This is a genomic window from Microcoleus sp. AT8-A3, from assembly GCF_036705675.1.
Classification (GTDB): Bacteria; Cyanobacteriota; Cyanobacteriia; order Cyanobacteriales; family Microcoleaceae; genus Microcoleus.
The window spans coordinates 172470-187521 of record NZ_JAUBVD010000003.1 but is presented as its reverse complement, the minus strand read 5'-3'; the positions used below and the strand labels follow the sequence as shown (position 1 = coordinate 187521).

Here is a 15052-nt window from a genome sequence, read left to right as displayed (position 1 = left end):
AACTCTGCTCAACAAAATTAATCCTCTCCTAAAGCTTTAATGACTTGGTGATACCGTTCTTGCACATCTTTCTGGTCTTGCTCCTGAGAGATTTGTTCGCGGCTACTATTTAAAATCATCTCCGCGTGACGGCGTAAAGCTTCTCGTTGTTGGGAATTGCGGGTGTAAGTGGCGATGCAAGCTATAGCTTCCAATAAGCGAATTGTTACCGCCACATCTGATTTGCTGTATTGGCGAATTTGGTTAAATGCAGTATTGACTAAGCCTTCAAACGTCACTCCTTCAACAATGACGCGCAAATTATGTTCATCGTCGTAGCGATAGGGGGAGGGAAAATCCCTTTCAGCGAGGCGGGATAATCCGGCGCTGAGTCGATCGATACAGCGAATCGCAGTAAACGGATCGTTGATACCAGGAGAAATTGCACGCAAGGCAATTTCAACTAACTGATCGATGGGAAATTCTACATCTTGATATTCATTCCGTTCTTTGCCCAGAATAAAAGCATCATTAATTTTTTGGTTCAGGCTTTGATTCACCTGTTTTCCCGGAAAAACCATCGCTACATCGCTACCCTTGACGATAAACTTTCCCGGTCGAGTTTTAAGACGTACAAGCAGATTGTACTGACGGGAAATTTTCATTAATTCCTCGTCATCGATTGCTTGCAAATAACCCTCGCCAGTGGCTTTAATTGGACTTGCTTCCGAGTCAAAATTTGCCGGAATTTCTCCCACTTTTCGCGAGTTGTTCGGTTTACCTTCTCCGATTTTTCCGGGAAACAGACGATCTAGAGCTTTGTCTAAATCGCCACTAACCTGAGTAATTACATGGGAGGCTTGAATAATGGTTGATGCGTGATGGATAAAGTAAATCAGTACGCCGATACTGGCAATTGCCAATCCGGTACCAACTGTAACCGAGAGTTGGGGTACAAAGAGACTGTATCCTTCTCCTTCTGCATGAATGGTTCGCAGTACGAGTAAACAGTAAATAAACGTGGCAATGAAGGTGCCAAGCACGATTTGATTGCCCGTATCCTGCATAAAACTACGCAGCAATCGGGGCCCAAAATTGGAGCTCGCCAACTGAAGCGCCACAATAGTAATGGAAAAAGCTGTAGCAACAACGCTGATCATTGAACCGGCAACCGATGAAAGAACCGCTCGCGCACCATCGGCTCCACCCGTGTAAATCCACCTCCAGTTTGGTATATTACCCGTGCGGTCAATTGTCAGCATGGCGATCGCCAAAATCATCGACCCCAGCGCCATCAAGGTTGGGATAAACCAGTAGCTAGAGTGCAGCGAGTCCCAAATTTTGCTTAACTTGACATTTTTCATGAGTTGTGGTGGGGTGGCGATTGTCCGTTGCCGTCAGATTGCGATCGCTGTTCAATTAGTTGTCGCAGAGAACCGCTGATGCTGCGGGGTTTGGGAACTTCGCCATTACCAGCGGGCCATCCTTCGCGTTGACGTTTGCGATCGCCATCCGTCTCTTCGGTTTGGTCGTGAAACAAAATTTGCTGCGTAGGAAAGGGCAAGTCGATGCCATTAGCAGTCAGCTTTTCCTTAATCGCAGAAAGTACCTTGTCGCGCGATCGCAAATCGTCAATTCGTCGCGGCGGAGCAATCCACCATCGAGCGCGGATATTGACGGTACTTCCTGCAAGTTCCATCAGCAGCACGTCAGGAGCAGGGTCATTCAAAACCTCATCCACACTGTGCATGGCTTCCATCATTAACTCCTTGGCTCGGTGAATATCATCCCCGTAGCCGATACCAACGTCGTATTCCATCCGGCGTTTATCAAACGCGGTATTCACCATAACAGAATTGGTGAACAATTCCGCATTGGGAATTACAATCCGGCGACCATCATAGGTTCGGATTGTTGTAGCGCGAGTTTCAATATTTTCTACCGTTCCCTCAAAGTTTTTAAACACAATCTGGTCATCGATTTGGAACGGTTCCGTCAACAGAATTAGGATACCAGCTAGGAAGTTTTGTAAGATATCGCGAAAGGCAAAACCAATCGCTACCCCGCTAATTCCCAGCAGTTGCACCAAATCGCCTGCTCTAAATGTGGGAATTACAATCGACAAGGCAATAAACAGACCAACCAAAACAGTAATACCCTGCGCTAACCTTCCCAAAACCAGTCCCAAATTCCGGGATTGGCGGTGGTTGCGAGTAAGCCGCCTGACCGCTCTCTTAATTGACCTCCCAACAAAGAAAAAGATTCCGAAAACAAGGAACGCTAGTATCATATTAGGCAGCAGGACAATGAAGTCATTGATCATGCTCTCAATCTTGTCCCAGACTCCAGATATTTCTGCTGTCATAAAAGTTCCTCTTGCATCAGTCGTTATTGATAGTAGTGAAATTAGCCACGTCAAACTCTATCTTAAGGCTGTAGATTACTTTAACGTGAGACTAATTTAGGACTTACACAGCCCCAGTAAATATTGGGGATGGTTCGTTAGGCCGAAAGCTAACGCACCAACAATTTTTTTCAAGTGGATATCGAAGCCACATCTTCACCGTTGAGTTTTTGTGCGATCGCATCCAGCACCCTCTGTTCTGCTTCAGAAACCTCTCCGCTATTTTCGGCAATGCGACGGCATTGAGCTAATAGCGGTACTGCAAAGTCCGGGTTAAGTTGCTCTAACAATGCACCCAATGGTTTGGGGGACTTGATGTTAGCAGCAATCCTTTGGAGAGAATCGGCATTTAATTGCAATGCCTTCAATTCTGGCAGAATATCTTCCCAGTTTTTGTTGGGATAACTTGCCAAAATCATGTGAACCATAATTTGATCCATTCCTGCTTGCTGGGCGATCGCCACATCAAGATATTTCTCGCTTTGTTGCTGAATCGCTTGCAGCGTTTCGGTTCCAGGTTCTTCAGTCTCTTCCCTCACTTTGGCTTCGTAAAACTCGCGCGCCGCATATCCCAGCGCGTACAGCATCGTAGCATTCGTACTCGCACCAATCATCGCGCCAGCCAGCGGTACGTTGCGTAAAAAGCCCAAACCAGCTCTCATGGCGTTGCTACCGCCGAGCGCTAACCCAAAAATTGCCAAAACCTCACCTTTTCGGGCTGGCTGTTGCAAATCCATCCCATAAGCGGCGGCAATTTCATAAACCATTTCGGTTTGAATCGCAGTAGTCGCCGCTAAATCGATCGCCAGCAGTGCAGCCGCGACACCCGGTAAAATGCTGCTAGCAAATCCGACACCACCGGCTTGAATCGCTTTTTCCACCATAATGCGATGGGCAATTTCGCTGGGATATTCATTGGGATACTTTTGTTGGAGTTCATTGACTTGAGCTTCGGCTTTGGCTAAGTCGATGCGATCGCTGACCCCAACTAACCAATCAAGCCTGAGTACCCCCGCCACTTGTTTAACAAAGGGAAGATTGCCAACATAAGTTACCGCATCTCCGGTTCCTTGCGTCGCTTGTCCAATCAATCGATAAGTTTGTTTAGCAGCAGCTTCCCCCCAATCAACTGCTGTATCAACAACCGCTTTGCCTGTATTCAGTGCAGATTCTGTTGTCTCGGCAATGAAATTTAACAAACCAGGTTTTTGCTGTGAATTAGTTTCTTTTTTGGGGTTTGATTGGTCATCCATCACTGTTTTTTCAATTAACTACAATACGCCAGGTTTTCAGCTTGGACGTAGCCTCTCAGAGGCACTGTAATCGGCACCCAACCATCTGTTCCTATACTTTCAATCGTCACTCTTCGTCCACTCGCGACGACTCCAACCCTTTCCCCATCAGTGGAAGGTGCTTGATGTACATTAATTCCTCTGGCTGCTGCAACTTGGCGGCAGTCAGTAGGAGGCGGGGCGGTTGCGGCTTCACACGCTCCGAGAAAACCACCATATACGTAGCCTTGTAGCGGGGCTGAAATTGGTACCCAGCCATTCTCACCAAGATTTTGAATCGTCACATTTCGTGCGGAACCGATGATACCAACCGCTTCGCTGTTAGCCGTCGGTTGTCGCCGAACATTAAGGCCATTCCTCGCAATAACCTGGCGACAGTTGTCTGAAGCTTGCGCTAGTAGATAGTCACCTTGAATCTGTTTTTGATTTGTATTAGCGGCGAACGAGGGAGCAACTAATACCGTTGCCGTTAACAAGATCGAACTTGTTAACCTGGTATATTTTTGCCAGATACTCTGCTGTTGCATCGCTTTATCTCCTTTTAAATCTCTATGCCAAAACCTTAGAAAAGGTTTTTAGCTTGTTCATCTGTCTTCCCCCTTGGAGACCCCCACGCTCACCTGTACTCAGGGAGCGTGGTGGGAGTCCAAGGGGGGCAAGGTTTATGCTGCATACGAATAACCATCCTTTCTGTGAATAATTGAACAATATTTGTGGCTAACCCCCGACACCAATTCTGATGCGGAAATATTAAACGAACCACTTGTTCTGACGGCAACACGCCCAACATATTTACCAACTTTCTTGCCAGAAGTAACGATTGCTTTGACAATATCTCCAGTTTGAAAACCTTTAACAAACTTAAGCCGGGGAACATAGCGACATGGAAATCCAAACTTATCGGTACGACACATTTGGCGCGTCCCATGCCCAGTAGCTTTAATTAACAACGGCTTGTTTGTTAAAATTTTCAGCGATTCAACGTTCCCAACACAAGCTGCATCTAACCAGTGAGTTTTAGCTAGACTTAATCGAGTGCGATTGAACTTTGTTAAGCCACCACTGCCAGTAGAAACAGGCAAACCAATCATGCTAAGCCGATTAAATAATGCCCAACGAGTTGAATTGACGGCTGTCGCATCTTTTAAAGAACGCTTTGCTTGAGACAAAACCCGTTTTAAAACATCTGGCTTTTTAGACAGGAATTGCTCTATATTTTGAGTTCCTTTCTTGATATTGCACTTTTCACAAGCAAGGCAAAGATTAGAAATGCGATTAGAACCACCCTTAGCTTTGGGATGAATATGTTCGACTTGTAATGGTGTATTTGTAATACCACAGTAAGCACACTTTCTCTCCCACTTGTTGAGCAAATATTCCCGAACCTCGTAGCCACACAAAACGCCTTGTTGGTACTCAATTCCAGAAATTTCCGGGTTTTCTAATTGTTGTAAGTCAAACCGCACAAGTTCTTGAACAATAGAAACAATGGGGGCTACTTTCATCAATTTAGTCACCCATGTTATAGTTGTTTCAACGCGATGTTGCAAACTTGGGGCTAGCCAACCTTTAAGGCGAGTTCTATTTAGGAATCTAGCTGGACGATAACGAGTATGGCGATTTCTCCGGACTCTACGTAATGAACGACGAGATTCAAGGCTGGCTTTAATAGCTTGACCTCGGTGAGTCAGTTCTGCGCCAAAGATTACTTTTTCTCCTTGCAGTAATGCGAACCCAGTGGTTTGAGAGCCAGGGTCTATTTTGAGAGTGATTGGTTTTTGGGTTGCTGTTACCTCTACCTTGAGAATTAGTGTGAATGGATACCCTTTAAAAACAGCAGCTTTGCCATTAGTTAGCAATTTACGGGCCATTCCTGGGTGGATTGGATTGAGCGGTCGTTTTTGGGTATCTAGTACAAAAACAAAGTTAGACATTTTAAGTCCTCCCTTTCGGGGTAATGTTAGCTTCGTCAATGTTTAAGGTCGGTAACTATCTTAAAAGCACTGGCTTAACCCTTACACCTGTTTAACTTTTAAGTTCTAGAGCAGAGAACTAGCAACGCATTCTCTGGTAGGTCTTTAACACTTGCCTTAAACGTAGTGATTTAACACCTAGACTGGTCAACTTGGCAATTTCTGTGCCCCCACTATATCGGTACTCCGATTAGTGGTGGGTGGTTGACCGCTAATCAAGCATAAACGCGAGGTTTGCGAGCGCCAACAGCACCACCCATCATTGCCGCTGCCAAACTCAGCAAAGAGCCAAGTAGAAAAGACCAAGTAGCTTTAGCTGTATTACCAGCTATATCGCGAACTTGATTTGGGCCTACATTCTGGGCTTGATTGGGTATATTAACGCCGCCCTGTTGTTGTACTTGATTGGCAATTTCTCCAGCATTAGCAGCGGCAGCGCCAACAGCACCCGATATCCCGCTTCCTAATAACCAAGCACTAAGTGCTAATGTAGCTCCCCAAAGAATTGCTGCATTCAAAAATGCTGTTTTCTTGGTCATCGGGCCGCAGCTTTGAGCCATCACCCAACCGCCTAAAAAAAGGGAAATCAGCAAACTGATAATCGACCAAATTACGACCCCAATACCAACGGAACCTGCATCCGCGCCTGTTGCACCTGCGGTTAATCCGATCGCCATTCCCAAAGCGCTTAAAATTAGTTGAGTACCCAGAGCGATCGCAATTCCTGCCAAAATTGGCCCCCACCTCACTCGATCGTGGTAATCCACCGGCGGATTGACGATTGTAGGATCAGTGAGTTGACTGCCCGATCGATCTGGATAAGTCATAAAAGATTAACCCCTGCGTTACGTTGTTACTTGTTTTCGTTGCTTGTAATTTAATTTTACTTAATAAGTATTACTAGAATATCTACCGAGGGGCATAATATTTTCTTATTTGATGATTTTAACGATCGAAAGTAGTAATTTCGATTTATGAGCGAAATCTCATCCAGAAAAAACCCCAGCAGCTAGTTAGAAATGTCCTTAATTTTGTAGGCTCTCGCGTAGTTGAAGTGATAATAAAACCTGAGAAATCCTTGTGAGAGCTTTTGGCATAAAGGTTGTAAGTTGGCTCAACCCAACCTACGAATAATTAGATAAATTTATCACAATCAGTAGGGGAGAGATAAATTCATCTACCTAAAGATAGAAAAATATAAAAAAAAATCGCTCTTTTGATGATTCTCAATTTGCTGAATCATTCATAAGAAGGAAGTATTAGAACTGATATCTATCTAAAGTAGGTACACAAGTTGATCTAGATAGTACAGGAAACAACAATGTTACTTTACAAAATTGAGGATTTTAATCCCAACTACCGCCAAGCCGCTTTTGAGGACGATGATATCAAAGGGCTGGATGTGTATGGCGGAAGTACCGATGATAAAATTGGCACGATCGATACTGTGCTGGTAGATGAGACAGGACGTTGCCGCTATTTTGTGGTAGAGACTGGTTCTTGGATTTTTGACAAAAAAGTTTTACTTCCCATCGCTCTTTGTCACATTGATTTTAATGGGCGGCGTGTTTACGCTACAGGTTTGCAGAGTAAAGACAAAGTGGAAAAACTACCCAGGTATGAGCATGGGATGGCAGTTGATTACGATTATGAAGAACAAGTGCGGGGTATTTATCGAACTTCAACAGTAGAAGCGTCTGTACCAGTAGAAGCATCATTACCTTTAGAAGCACCCGTTCCAGTTTCTACAACGCATTCTGTCTTGCCTCAAGCTAGTAATCCTGCTTATGACCGGGATACCTATACTTACGAGCGAGAGCCCCAATTGTATCAGATGAACGAACAGGATCATCAAAAACTCAAACTGTACGAAGAACGATTAGTTGCAGATAAAACCCGTCGCAAAACAGGCGAGGTAATAATTGGCAAACAAGTTGAGACCAAAACGGTACAACTGGAAGTTCCTGTAGAAAAAGAGCGAGTTGTGATTGAGCACACAACTCCCGAATATGTAGGGAGTCGCGTAACTCCAGATACCGCCTTCAATCAAGAAGAAATGGCACATTTGGAAATCTACGAAGAAACCGTCAATATCAAAAAGCAAGCGTTCGTGCGCGAGGAAGTGCAAATCAGAAAAGAAGTTGAGCAAGATACGGTTGAGGCAACAGACACAGTACGTCGCGAAGAGTTAGATGTTGTAAAAACAGAATGGGAATCGGATAGAAAAAAACGTAATCCGCTTTAACTCAGCCAAATAGTATCGTTAAAAATGCAAAAATCAGGAGGAAATTTATCATGACTAATCGCAGGCATTTACCGTCAATCAGCGTAGCCTTTTTAGCTTTAGCAATTAGTGTCAGTGGCACTGGCTTTGTGCTAACTTCCCAGCAAGTTGCTGCTCAACAAGCTAAATCGAAATTTCCTGATGTACCGCCGAATTACTGGGCGCGTCCGTTTATTGATTCCTTAGCTGAAAAAGAGATTGTTACCGGATATCTAGACGGAACTTTTAGACCCAAACAGGCTGTGGATCGGGATGAATTTTCGGCGATGATCCGCCAAGCTTTTAATCGAGCCAGCGTTAGAAAGATACCGAGTGGAAGTTACTTTAAGGATGTGCCTAAAAACTACTGGGCAGAAACTCCGATTCAAGAAGCTTATGAAACGGGATTTATGAATGATTTTCCCGGAAATGAGTTTCGTCCGAAGCAGTCCTTGACTAAGGCACAAGCATTAGTTGTGTTAATGAGGGGTTTAAATATGGATTACAATCCCCCTGTTGTCAAAACCGATCGATCTGCTGCAACTCCAGCAAGGCAAACTCCAGTAAATAAACGTCGAATTGCTAGGAACCGTTTGGCATTTCCCCTCGCAGCGACTGTTTTGATGCAGCCGTTATTACCTGTAGTCGCAAGGCTGCAGCCTGGGGCGGCCCCCACACCTAAACCGGCTAAGACTGTTCCACCAACAACGACAAAAGCTGCAACTGCGCCTGCTAAAAATTCGGCATTAGATTTTCTCAAGTCGTACTATAAAGATGCCGAGAAACTTCCTAAATATGCGGTTGAACCCGTGGCAGCAGCGACAAAGGCAAAGATAGTGGTCAACTATCCAGATCCCAGAGCTCTTAATCCGAACGAGTTGCTGAGTCGGGGTAGTGCTACTGCCCTAATTCATCAAGCTTTGGTCAATCAAGGTCAGATACAACCGCTTCCAGACAAGAATACTGCTAAGTACATTCCTACGAGCCCACGTCGCTAGTTCTTCCCTCAACATTAACTTTTTTACCCCTGGATTCGATTGACTCGAAACCAGCGATAGCCGTAGGCTTCTAAGGGAATAGATGGCGATTCGGCATCGAGAGATTCATAGAGCCGATCGCCAAATAAGTCGCACAGATTGCTGTATTCGTTAGATTTGAGCGTAGCGGTACAAGGTTTGTCGGCGAGATTGTGGACAGCAATCACCGTCCTGCCTTCCCAGTCGCAGCAGTGGGCTAACACCGAGGGACAGTCGGTTTCCAGAAGGTGCCACTTGCCCCTACCCAACTCAGGACATTGCTTGCGGATGCTGATTGCACGTTCCATCCAGTTAATTAATGAGCCAGGATCGCGCTGCGCTGCGACGACATTGACTTGTTTGTAACCATATTCTCCCGTGGCGATCGCAGGTCTGGCAAGAGTATCAGTTGCAGCCGTCGAGAAGCCACCATTCGCTGCATCTGACCATTGCATCACCGTGCGAACGCTGTCTCTACCTTCCAGCGAAAGGTCATCCCCCATGCCAATTTCTTCCCCATAGCGCAGCATGGGTGTACCAGGCAGGGTGAACAGCAAGCTGTAGACAAGTTCAATCCGGCGACGAGATCCTCCCATCATCGGTGGTAAGCGGCGACGAATCCCGCGCCCGAAAATTTGCATAGTTTTCTCAGGCGCAAATGCTGCAAAAATTTCCTCTCGTTCCGATGAAGTAATGCGATCTAGCGTCAGTTCATCATGGTGGCGCACAAAATTAAGCCACTGACAAATATCAGGAATATCCGGTAAGGTTTTTAGTCCCTCGCGCAATGCTGTGGATTCTTGACGCGCCAGGGCCAAAAACAGATGCTGGTTCAGCAAAAAGTTGAACAGGATGTGCATTCTGTCGCCCTTAGCAAAGTAGATAGAAATTTGCTCGCGATCGACATTTGCTTCTGCCAGCAACACAGCATCACCCTGACGCGATGACACAAAATCTCTCATTTCTTCCAAGAAACCTCGCAGCTTTTCGGGGTCTGCACCTTCGATGCCAATTCCTTCAATTAAAAACGGAACAGCATCAATGCGAAATCCAGACACGCCCAGTTCTAGCCAGAAACCCATAATTTTGCAGATTTCTTCTCGTACCGCCGGATTGGCAATATTCAAATCTGGCTGTTCTTTGTAGAAGTGATGCAAATAGTAAGCGTTTGCTTGTTCGTCGTACTCCCAAATACTTTCCTCAGCATCGGGAAACACCAGCAACTCTGGATCTGTTTTGGGTGGATTTTCTGACCACACATAGTAATCGCGATACTTGGAGTTTTTATCGCTTTTGGCTGCCACAAACCAAGGATGCTGATTGGACGTATGATTTACTACCATATCGATCAGTACGCGAATGCCTCGTTCCCTTGCTTGGTGCATGAACTCGACAAAATCTCCCAGGGTTCCCAGTCGCGGATCGATGTTGTAGTAATCCATCACGTCATAACCATTGTCCCGGTTAGGGGAAGGATAAAACGGCAGCAACCACAAACAAGTAATTCCTAGCGCGGATAAATAGTCTAGGCGGTCGATCAGTCCTTGAAAGTCGCCGACACCATCGCCGTCCGAGTCCATGAAGGTTTCAACATCGAGGGAGTAGACAATTGCGTTTTTATACCAGAGGTCTTTCATTGCAGTAAATTTCTTAATAGAGAAACTGTTGGAAATGGCTTTGTTCAGAAACCCTGCCACAGGGCTATTTAGGAAGCTGAATGCCACCGATATAGCTCATTTTTAGGAATATGAGCCTAAGTTTTGTTTGTCCAGATTCAAAATCTATCCATCTCAAGCTCGATGAAATATCTGTCGCTATAATAAATCAATTACGAAAAAAAATGGTTGCTCAGACTGACTACCATTAGCAGGAGCGATCGCTATTTCCGATTAGATGTTCATGCAAATAGCCAACTTGTTTAGCTTGTAGCTGCACTGTCTTCGCTCTCTGGGAGCCAAGGCAGTGCTTTCGCCACCAACCTTAGTTAAATCGGCCAGGCCTTGTCAATCATAAGGACATAGAAGTTGTGTTTGCCTTTAGCGATCGCCCATGGTGCCAACTACTCTTCTACCCAATTGAGTAACCCAAGAGAAGTAACAGCTCCAAAAAAGTGAGCGCCAATCAGATTGACGTTTGCCATCGTCACAAAAATATCTAGAGAACGAATCACATTTTCTGGCGTATAAGCTGCGAGCGCTTGCGGTTGACTCAGAGTTTTTGCTAGGACTACAGCCACTGTTTCTTCAGATGCGACAAACGCGATTAATACCCCCACCAAACTAGAAACTAATCCAATCCGTAAGGTGTGAGTAATATGTTCTTTGCTGGGATATACCTGGGAATTTTCGGCGTGCAAAAGTCGGCCTAAAAGCCGATAGCGAAAATCCCAAAATATTCTAAACGCCAGCAATAACAGGCCCACTATTGCTAAAACTACCCCGAAACCAATACCTGCATTATTGGTTTGTTCGCCCATGTTGCGACCCAACATAGCAAATAATAAAACAATGCCGGAAACAGCACCCAAGAATAACTGTATCCAGAAGCTAAATCTACTAAACAAGCGAAAAGTTGCGACGAATTCGCTTTGGGTCAGCGGTTGCGGCACGGATTCTGGTTGATTCATTATATCCACCTTATTGCTGAATTGAGCATCAAAATAAACGAGGTAAGAAAGAGGTTCTGCTTGTCTTCCTGTCGCAAGCGATCGCCTGGTGGTTAGCTATTAGACTTCTGCAGAAAACTCGGTTAAGGGCAGGACAGGATGCCTAACCCCTACTCCCCGCAGTAGTTATGAGAGAGGTGTATTGGTTACTGAGGAATGGCTGACGGATATACTCCTGTAGCAACTAAGACAGGTTTGTTGGTATACTCGGCTTCTAGCTTCTGCTTCAAGGTCAAATCCCATTGCAGATCGTAGTCCCGCTCAAGTTCAGCGACGACAAACGAACGCAACTCGCCGGTTACGGCAACCTTCTCACCTTCTTGCACGGTTGGTTTTGGAACTGTGTGTATCACTAACAAGTCTTGTCCGCCAATTAATTTGTCTTCATCCAAAGTGAACGAGTTTGGACTTCTGAGGCTTTCGACTTCACCGCTCACCGCCAGTGTCTTGCCGTAGTATTTTTGGGGGTTTGAGGTGAGTTCACCCGGTGTGGGGGCTAGCGCCATCGATTGTGCAACGATCGCAGGTTTACTTTCGTACTCAGCGTACAAGTTTGGCTCTAAGCCTAATTTGTACTCGCGCTCAATATCTGCAAGGACAAAATTGCGAACTGTTCCTGTTACTTGAACTTCTTGATCTGATTCAGTCGGCAGCACAAAGGGCTTGCCGGTGGCATTGACAACCAAAATCGATTCGGTGCTAAAAAACTCCTTATCGCTAACTGTAAAGGTCGATGGCCCCAATTTTTTGACTGGTTCGCTTCTGATGGTCACAGTTTTGCCAAGCAGTTGTGCTGTGTTATCAACCACATTCTCGGTTGTCGTGGGAACCGTACCGGGTGTTGCAGGTGCAGGTGCAGGTGCCGTTGCTTGTCGCTGTGGGGTAGTACAAGCCGGAAGCAGGATAGCTGCTAGTGCGAGGGCGATCGCTCCTCCCTTAGCATTCGAGAGCTTTTGAGTGTAATTGTTCAAACGATTATTAACCATTGAAAAACCTCCTTGATTTTTTCTGTTTATTTTGTTGATGAAGCTACAGAATTTGTGTTTAAAACCGGGTTTTTTTATAGCCTAATTCAAAAACACTTGACCGTCAGGGTGAACTCTTAAAACTCCTTAATTGCCATCCTATTTAGTCGTTTCATCTGAGGAGTTGCTGATGCAACAAGAGGCATGGTTGGCATACCGATTAATAAACTGCCAGAGATGATTTGTAATATCCCTGGCGTTTTTTTTCAGGGATTTTTTAGTTGATACATAGATATCTCCTGATGGAATCTTTCAAATTTAGTCAGGTGTGCCCGATTTTGCGCGGGCAAATAGTCGCGAGTCACCGCTCAATTTTGAAACAGTACCAAAGTTTCTTCGCTGGTGCGATCGCCTCTGCTAGAAGTGAGATTCACCTCGTATCGGGTTCCTGGTAAAGAAATGGTCGGCTTAAAAGCAAAGCTGAATTTACCTTGTTCATCCGCCCGAATTGTGCGTTCGAGGATATTTCGTTCAACTCCAAATAAACCTGCCACAGAAGAGGTAGCCTGAACGTTGACATTAACTGTCGCATTTGGGGCGCTGCGTCCTTCCACTTCAACCGTCCCGCTGACGCGAGCATTTTCTTCGGGAGTGATAATTTCTAGCGGGATTTCGGCAGTGTTGGAACTGCCATCATCGCCAGCAATTAGTTCTCGATCTAAACGGGAACGAATAACTTGATTTCCCGACTGCAAACTAGCAGTAACCGCCGCACCTGCAGGGGGGAAATAATCTTGGCTGCGGATCGTATATTCCCCTGTGTAAACGCCGTTGGATTCTTCCCGCATGGGAATGTTATAAGCAACTCCTTCAATGGAGAAATTAGCTGTAGCGTTGGGAGTGCCGAGCAATTTGAAATTGAGCGTGGTTCCCGGCTCTAACTGCGGTACGGATTGAGCAGTGAAGCGGTTAATAGACAAAGATTGAAAGCGGCGATCGCTATAACCAGCTACTAGAGGTTGTTGCAAGCGGGTGCTGCTGATGCGATCGCCTTGTTGCAAATTTGCCCGCACAACTGTATTTTCGGAAATACGATCGCCCTCGCGAATCATGTAGTTTGCCTCGTAAACTCCGGGTTGAACCTCCCGCATCGGCAGATTTTGCACTGCATTTGGGATAGTCAAGGTAGCTCTAGAATACGGGGTTCCTCGCAGCACGAAAAAGAGTTGAGTTCCCGGATCTAATCGCTGTACTGGATACGCGGTAAAACTGTCTATATCCGAGCCGACTACTCTTCGTTGAGCTACTTGGATAGAGGGTTTGGCGCTAGCTAGGGCAATTTCCGGTAAATAAATGGTTGAACCCAACAGAACCAGTCCAATTGCCGTTGAAAATGATTTTATTTTCATAAAATCCTCCTAAATCGCAACAACCAACCTCTTGCAGTAATGTGAAAAGAAAATTTAAATTATTAAAAATTTACTTTGGCTCAAGGTCGATTGTCTGTGTTCTACGTTCTACATTCTTTCAAAATGTTGCTTATATATCCATTTAACCTCAAGTCTCCAAAGCTTGCCATCTGTCGGAGGCAATAAGAAAATATCTATCTGATGAAAGATGATTGAAGAAAAAATGATAATATTCCTTTCAGTTCAGTTAAGTGCGATCGCTCGGACTATTGGCGATAGATGCTTGATTCCCCACTGTCGCACTGGGGCGCATCCATTCTTGCAACGTCCATAAGCCCGTTATGGCAGCTATTGCAGCTCCCAAACTATCCATAATTAAATCAATAATCGTATCATCCAGGCTCCCAATCACTTCGGTTGAGAGAACAATACCAGCCGTCCACTCGGTAATTTCCCACAAAGCACCAATCGCAATCCCAAAACTGGTTATTGTTAGCAAGTACAGCAGTTTATGGTTGCGAAAAATAGTCAGCATTGAACTGTATGCTAAAAAACTCAATGCTAAAGTCACGGCAAAAGTCGTGAAAGCATGAACAATTTCATCATAAGGTCCCGGTTGGTAAAACAGTCCGAAAACCCAGCCTCCGGCGTTGAGTAAGGCAGCAAGCACAAACAGGAAATCAAACAGCGTTGGCAAGCGATCGACCATCACCACAAACGCCAGGGATGCTACTAAGAATAAGGCTAACCCCAAGGCATTTTGCCATTTTCCCTGACTCAGAGCACCTATTACTGCTATTGTTAATAACGCCTGTCCTACCCAAGCTGCAACTCGATAGCCACGCCAGTTTGTAGTCATCATCACTCTCCTTCTATATTAAGATCGCACCTCCCCGACTTCTTAGAGAAATCGGGGTTCTCCATGTCCTTAATACCAATTTTTTATGAGGCTGCACATATCTCGATCCCCCCTAGCCCCCCTTATTAAGGGGGGGACAAGATTCTTCTCAAAGTCCCCCTTCTTAAGGGGGATTTAGGGGGATCGAGATATGTGCAACTTCACCTTAAATTGGTATAATGTCGTTT

13 protein-coding genes are annotated in these 15052 nt (G+C 45.3%); 2 read left to right on the top strand and 11 right to left on the bottom strand.

The genetic code is table 11. The features are described from left to right. Positions 1 to 17: 17 nt before the first annotated feature. The 6 genes from QUB51_RS03390 to QUB51_RS03365 form a co-directional block, all read right to left on the bottom strand. A complete protein-coding gene (locus QUB51_RS03390) occupies positions 18 to 1343 on the bottom strand; it encodes a DUF2254 domain-containing protein (protein WP_333259141.1) in 1326 nt (441 codons plus the stop codon). Then, positions 1340 to 2344 carry a mechanosensitive ion channel family protein gene (locus QUB51_RS03385; protein WP_333053768.1) on the bottom strand — a complete coding sequence of 335 codons (1005 nt, stop codon included), beginning with the start codon at positions 2342 to 2344 and terminating at the stop codon, positions 1340 to 1342. The genes QUB51_RS03390 and QUB51_RS03385 overlap by 4 nt, the downstream gene beginning before the upstream one ends. A 170-nt stretch (positions 2345 to 2514) precedes the next feature. Beyond that, complete coding sequence (locus QUB51_RS03380) at positions 2515 to 3636, bottom strand: hypothetical protein (RefSeq protein ID WP_333211180.1); 1122 nt, start codon at positions 3634 to 3636, stop codon at positions 2515 to 2517. 14 nt (positions 3637 to 3650) lie between these two features. Continuing rightward, on the bottom strand, positions 3651 to 4202 hold the full coding sequence (locus tag QUB51_RS03375) for an SH3 domain-containing protein (RefSeq protein ID WP_333053765.1): 552 nt from the start codon (positions 4200 to 4202) through the stop codon (positions 3651 to 3653). Positions 4203 to 4337: 135 nt separating this feature from the next. After that, the gene (gene iscB, locus QUB51_RS03370; protein ID WP_333053764.1) at positions 4338 to 5609 is read right to left on the bottom strand and encodes an RNA-guided endonuclease IscB; all 1272 of its coding nucleotides are present in this window, start codon (positions 5607 to 5609) and stop codon (positions 4338 to 4340) included. Positions 5610 to 5863: 254 nt separating this feature from the next. Then, positions 5864 to 6475: a hypothetical protein gene (locus QUB51_RS03365; RefSeq protein ID WP_333259144.1), complete on the bottom strand. Its 612-nt coding sequence runs from the start codon at positions 6473 to 6475 to the stop codon at positions 5864 to 5866. A gap of 494 nt (positions 6476 to 6969) precedes the next feature. On the opposite strand from QUB51_RS03365, the gene QUB51_RS03360 reads away from it, so the two are divergent. Together QUB51_RS03360 and QUB51_RS03355 are read left to right on the top strand one after the other, a co-directional pair. After that, complete coding sequence (locus QUB51_RS03360; protein ID WP_333053762.1) at positions 6970 to 7893, top strand: DUF2382 domain-containing protein; 924 nt, start codon at positions 6970 to 6972, stop codon at positions 7891 to 7893. A 50-nt stretch (positions 7894 to 7943) separates the two neighbouring features. Beyond that, positions 7944 to 8909 (top strand): S-layer homology domain-containing protein, encoded by a 966-nt coding sequence (locus tag QUB51_RS03355; RefSeq protein WP_333259147.1) that lies wholly within the window; start codon positions 7944 to 7946, stop codon positions 8907 to 8909. Between the two features lie 23 nt (positions 8910 to 8932). On the opposite strand, the gene QUB51_RS03350 is transcribed toward QUB51_RS03355, so the two are convergent. The 5 genes from QUB51_RS03350 to QUB51_RS03330 all read right to left on the bottom strand — a co-directional run bounded on the left by QUB51_RS03350 (position 8933) and on the right by QUB51_RS03330 (position 14828). Then, positions 8933 to 10564, bottom strand: a complete 1632-nt coding sequence (locus tag QUB51_RS03350) for an alpha-amylase family protein (protein WP_333231729.1) — start codon at positions 10562 to 10564, stop codon at positions 8933 to 8935. 422 nt (positions 10565 to 10986) lie between these two features. Then, positions 10987 to 11553, bottom strand: a complete 567-nt coding sequence (locus QUB51_RS03345) for a DUF3611 family protein (RefSeq protein WP_333053759.1) — start codon at positions 11551 to 11553, stop codon at positions 10987 to 10989. Between the two features lie 185 nt (positions 11554 to 11738). Next, complete coding sequence (locus QUB51_RS03340; protein ID WP_333211185.1) at positions 11739 to 12578, bottom strand: hypothetical protein; 840 nt, start codon at positions 12576 to 12578, stop codon at positions 11739 to 11741. A 347-nt stretch (positions 12579 to 12925) separates the two neighbouring features. Next, complete coding sequence (locus QUB51_RS03335) at positions 12926 to 13966, bottom strand: hypothetical protein (protein ID WP_333211187.1); 1041 nt, start codon at positions 13964 to 13966, stop codon at positions 12926 to 12928. A gap of 247 nt (positions 13967 to 14213) precedes the next feature. Next, positions 14214 to 14828, bottom strand: coding sequence for a hypothetical protein (locus QUB51_RS03330; RefSeq protein ID WP_333053753.1), 615 nt, complete (start codon positions 14826 to 14828; stop codon positions 14214 to 14216). Between the last annotated feature and the right edge of the window lie 224 nt (positions 14829 to 15052).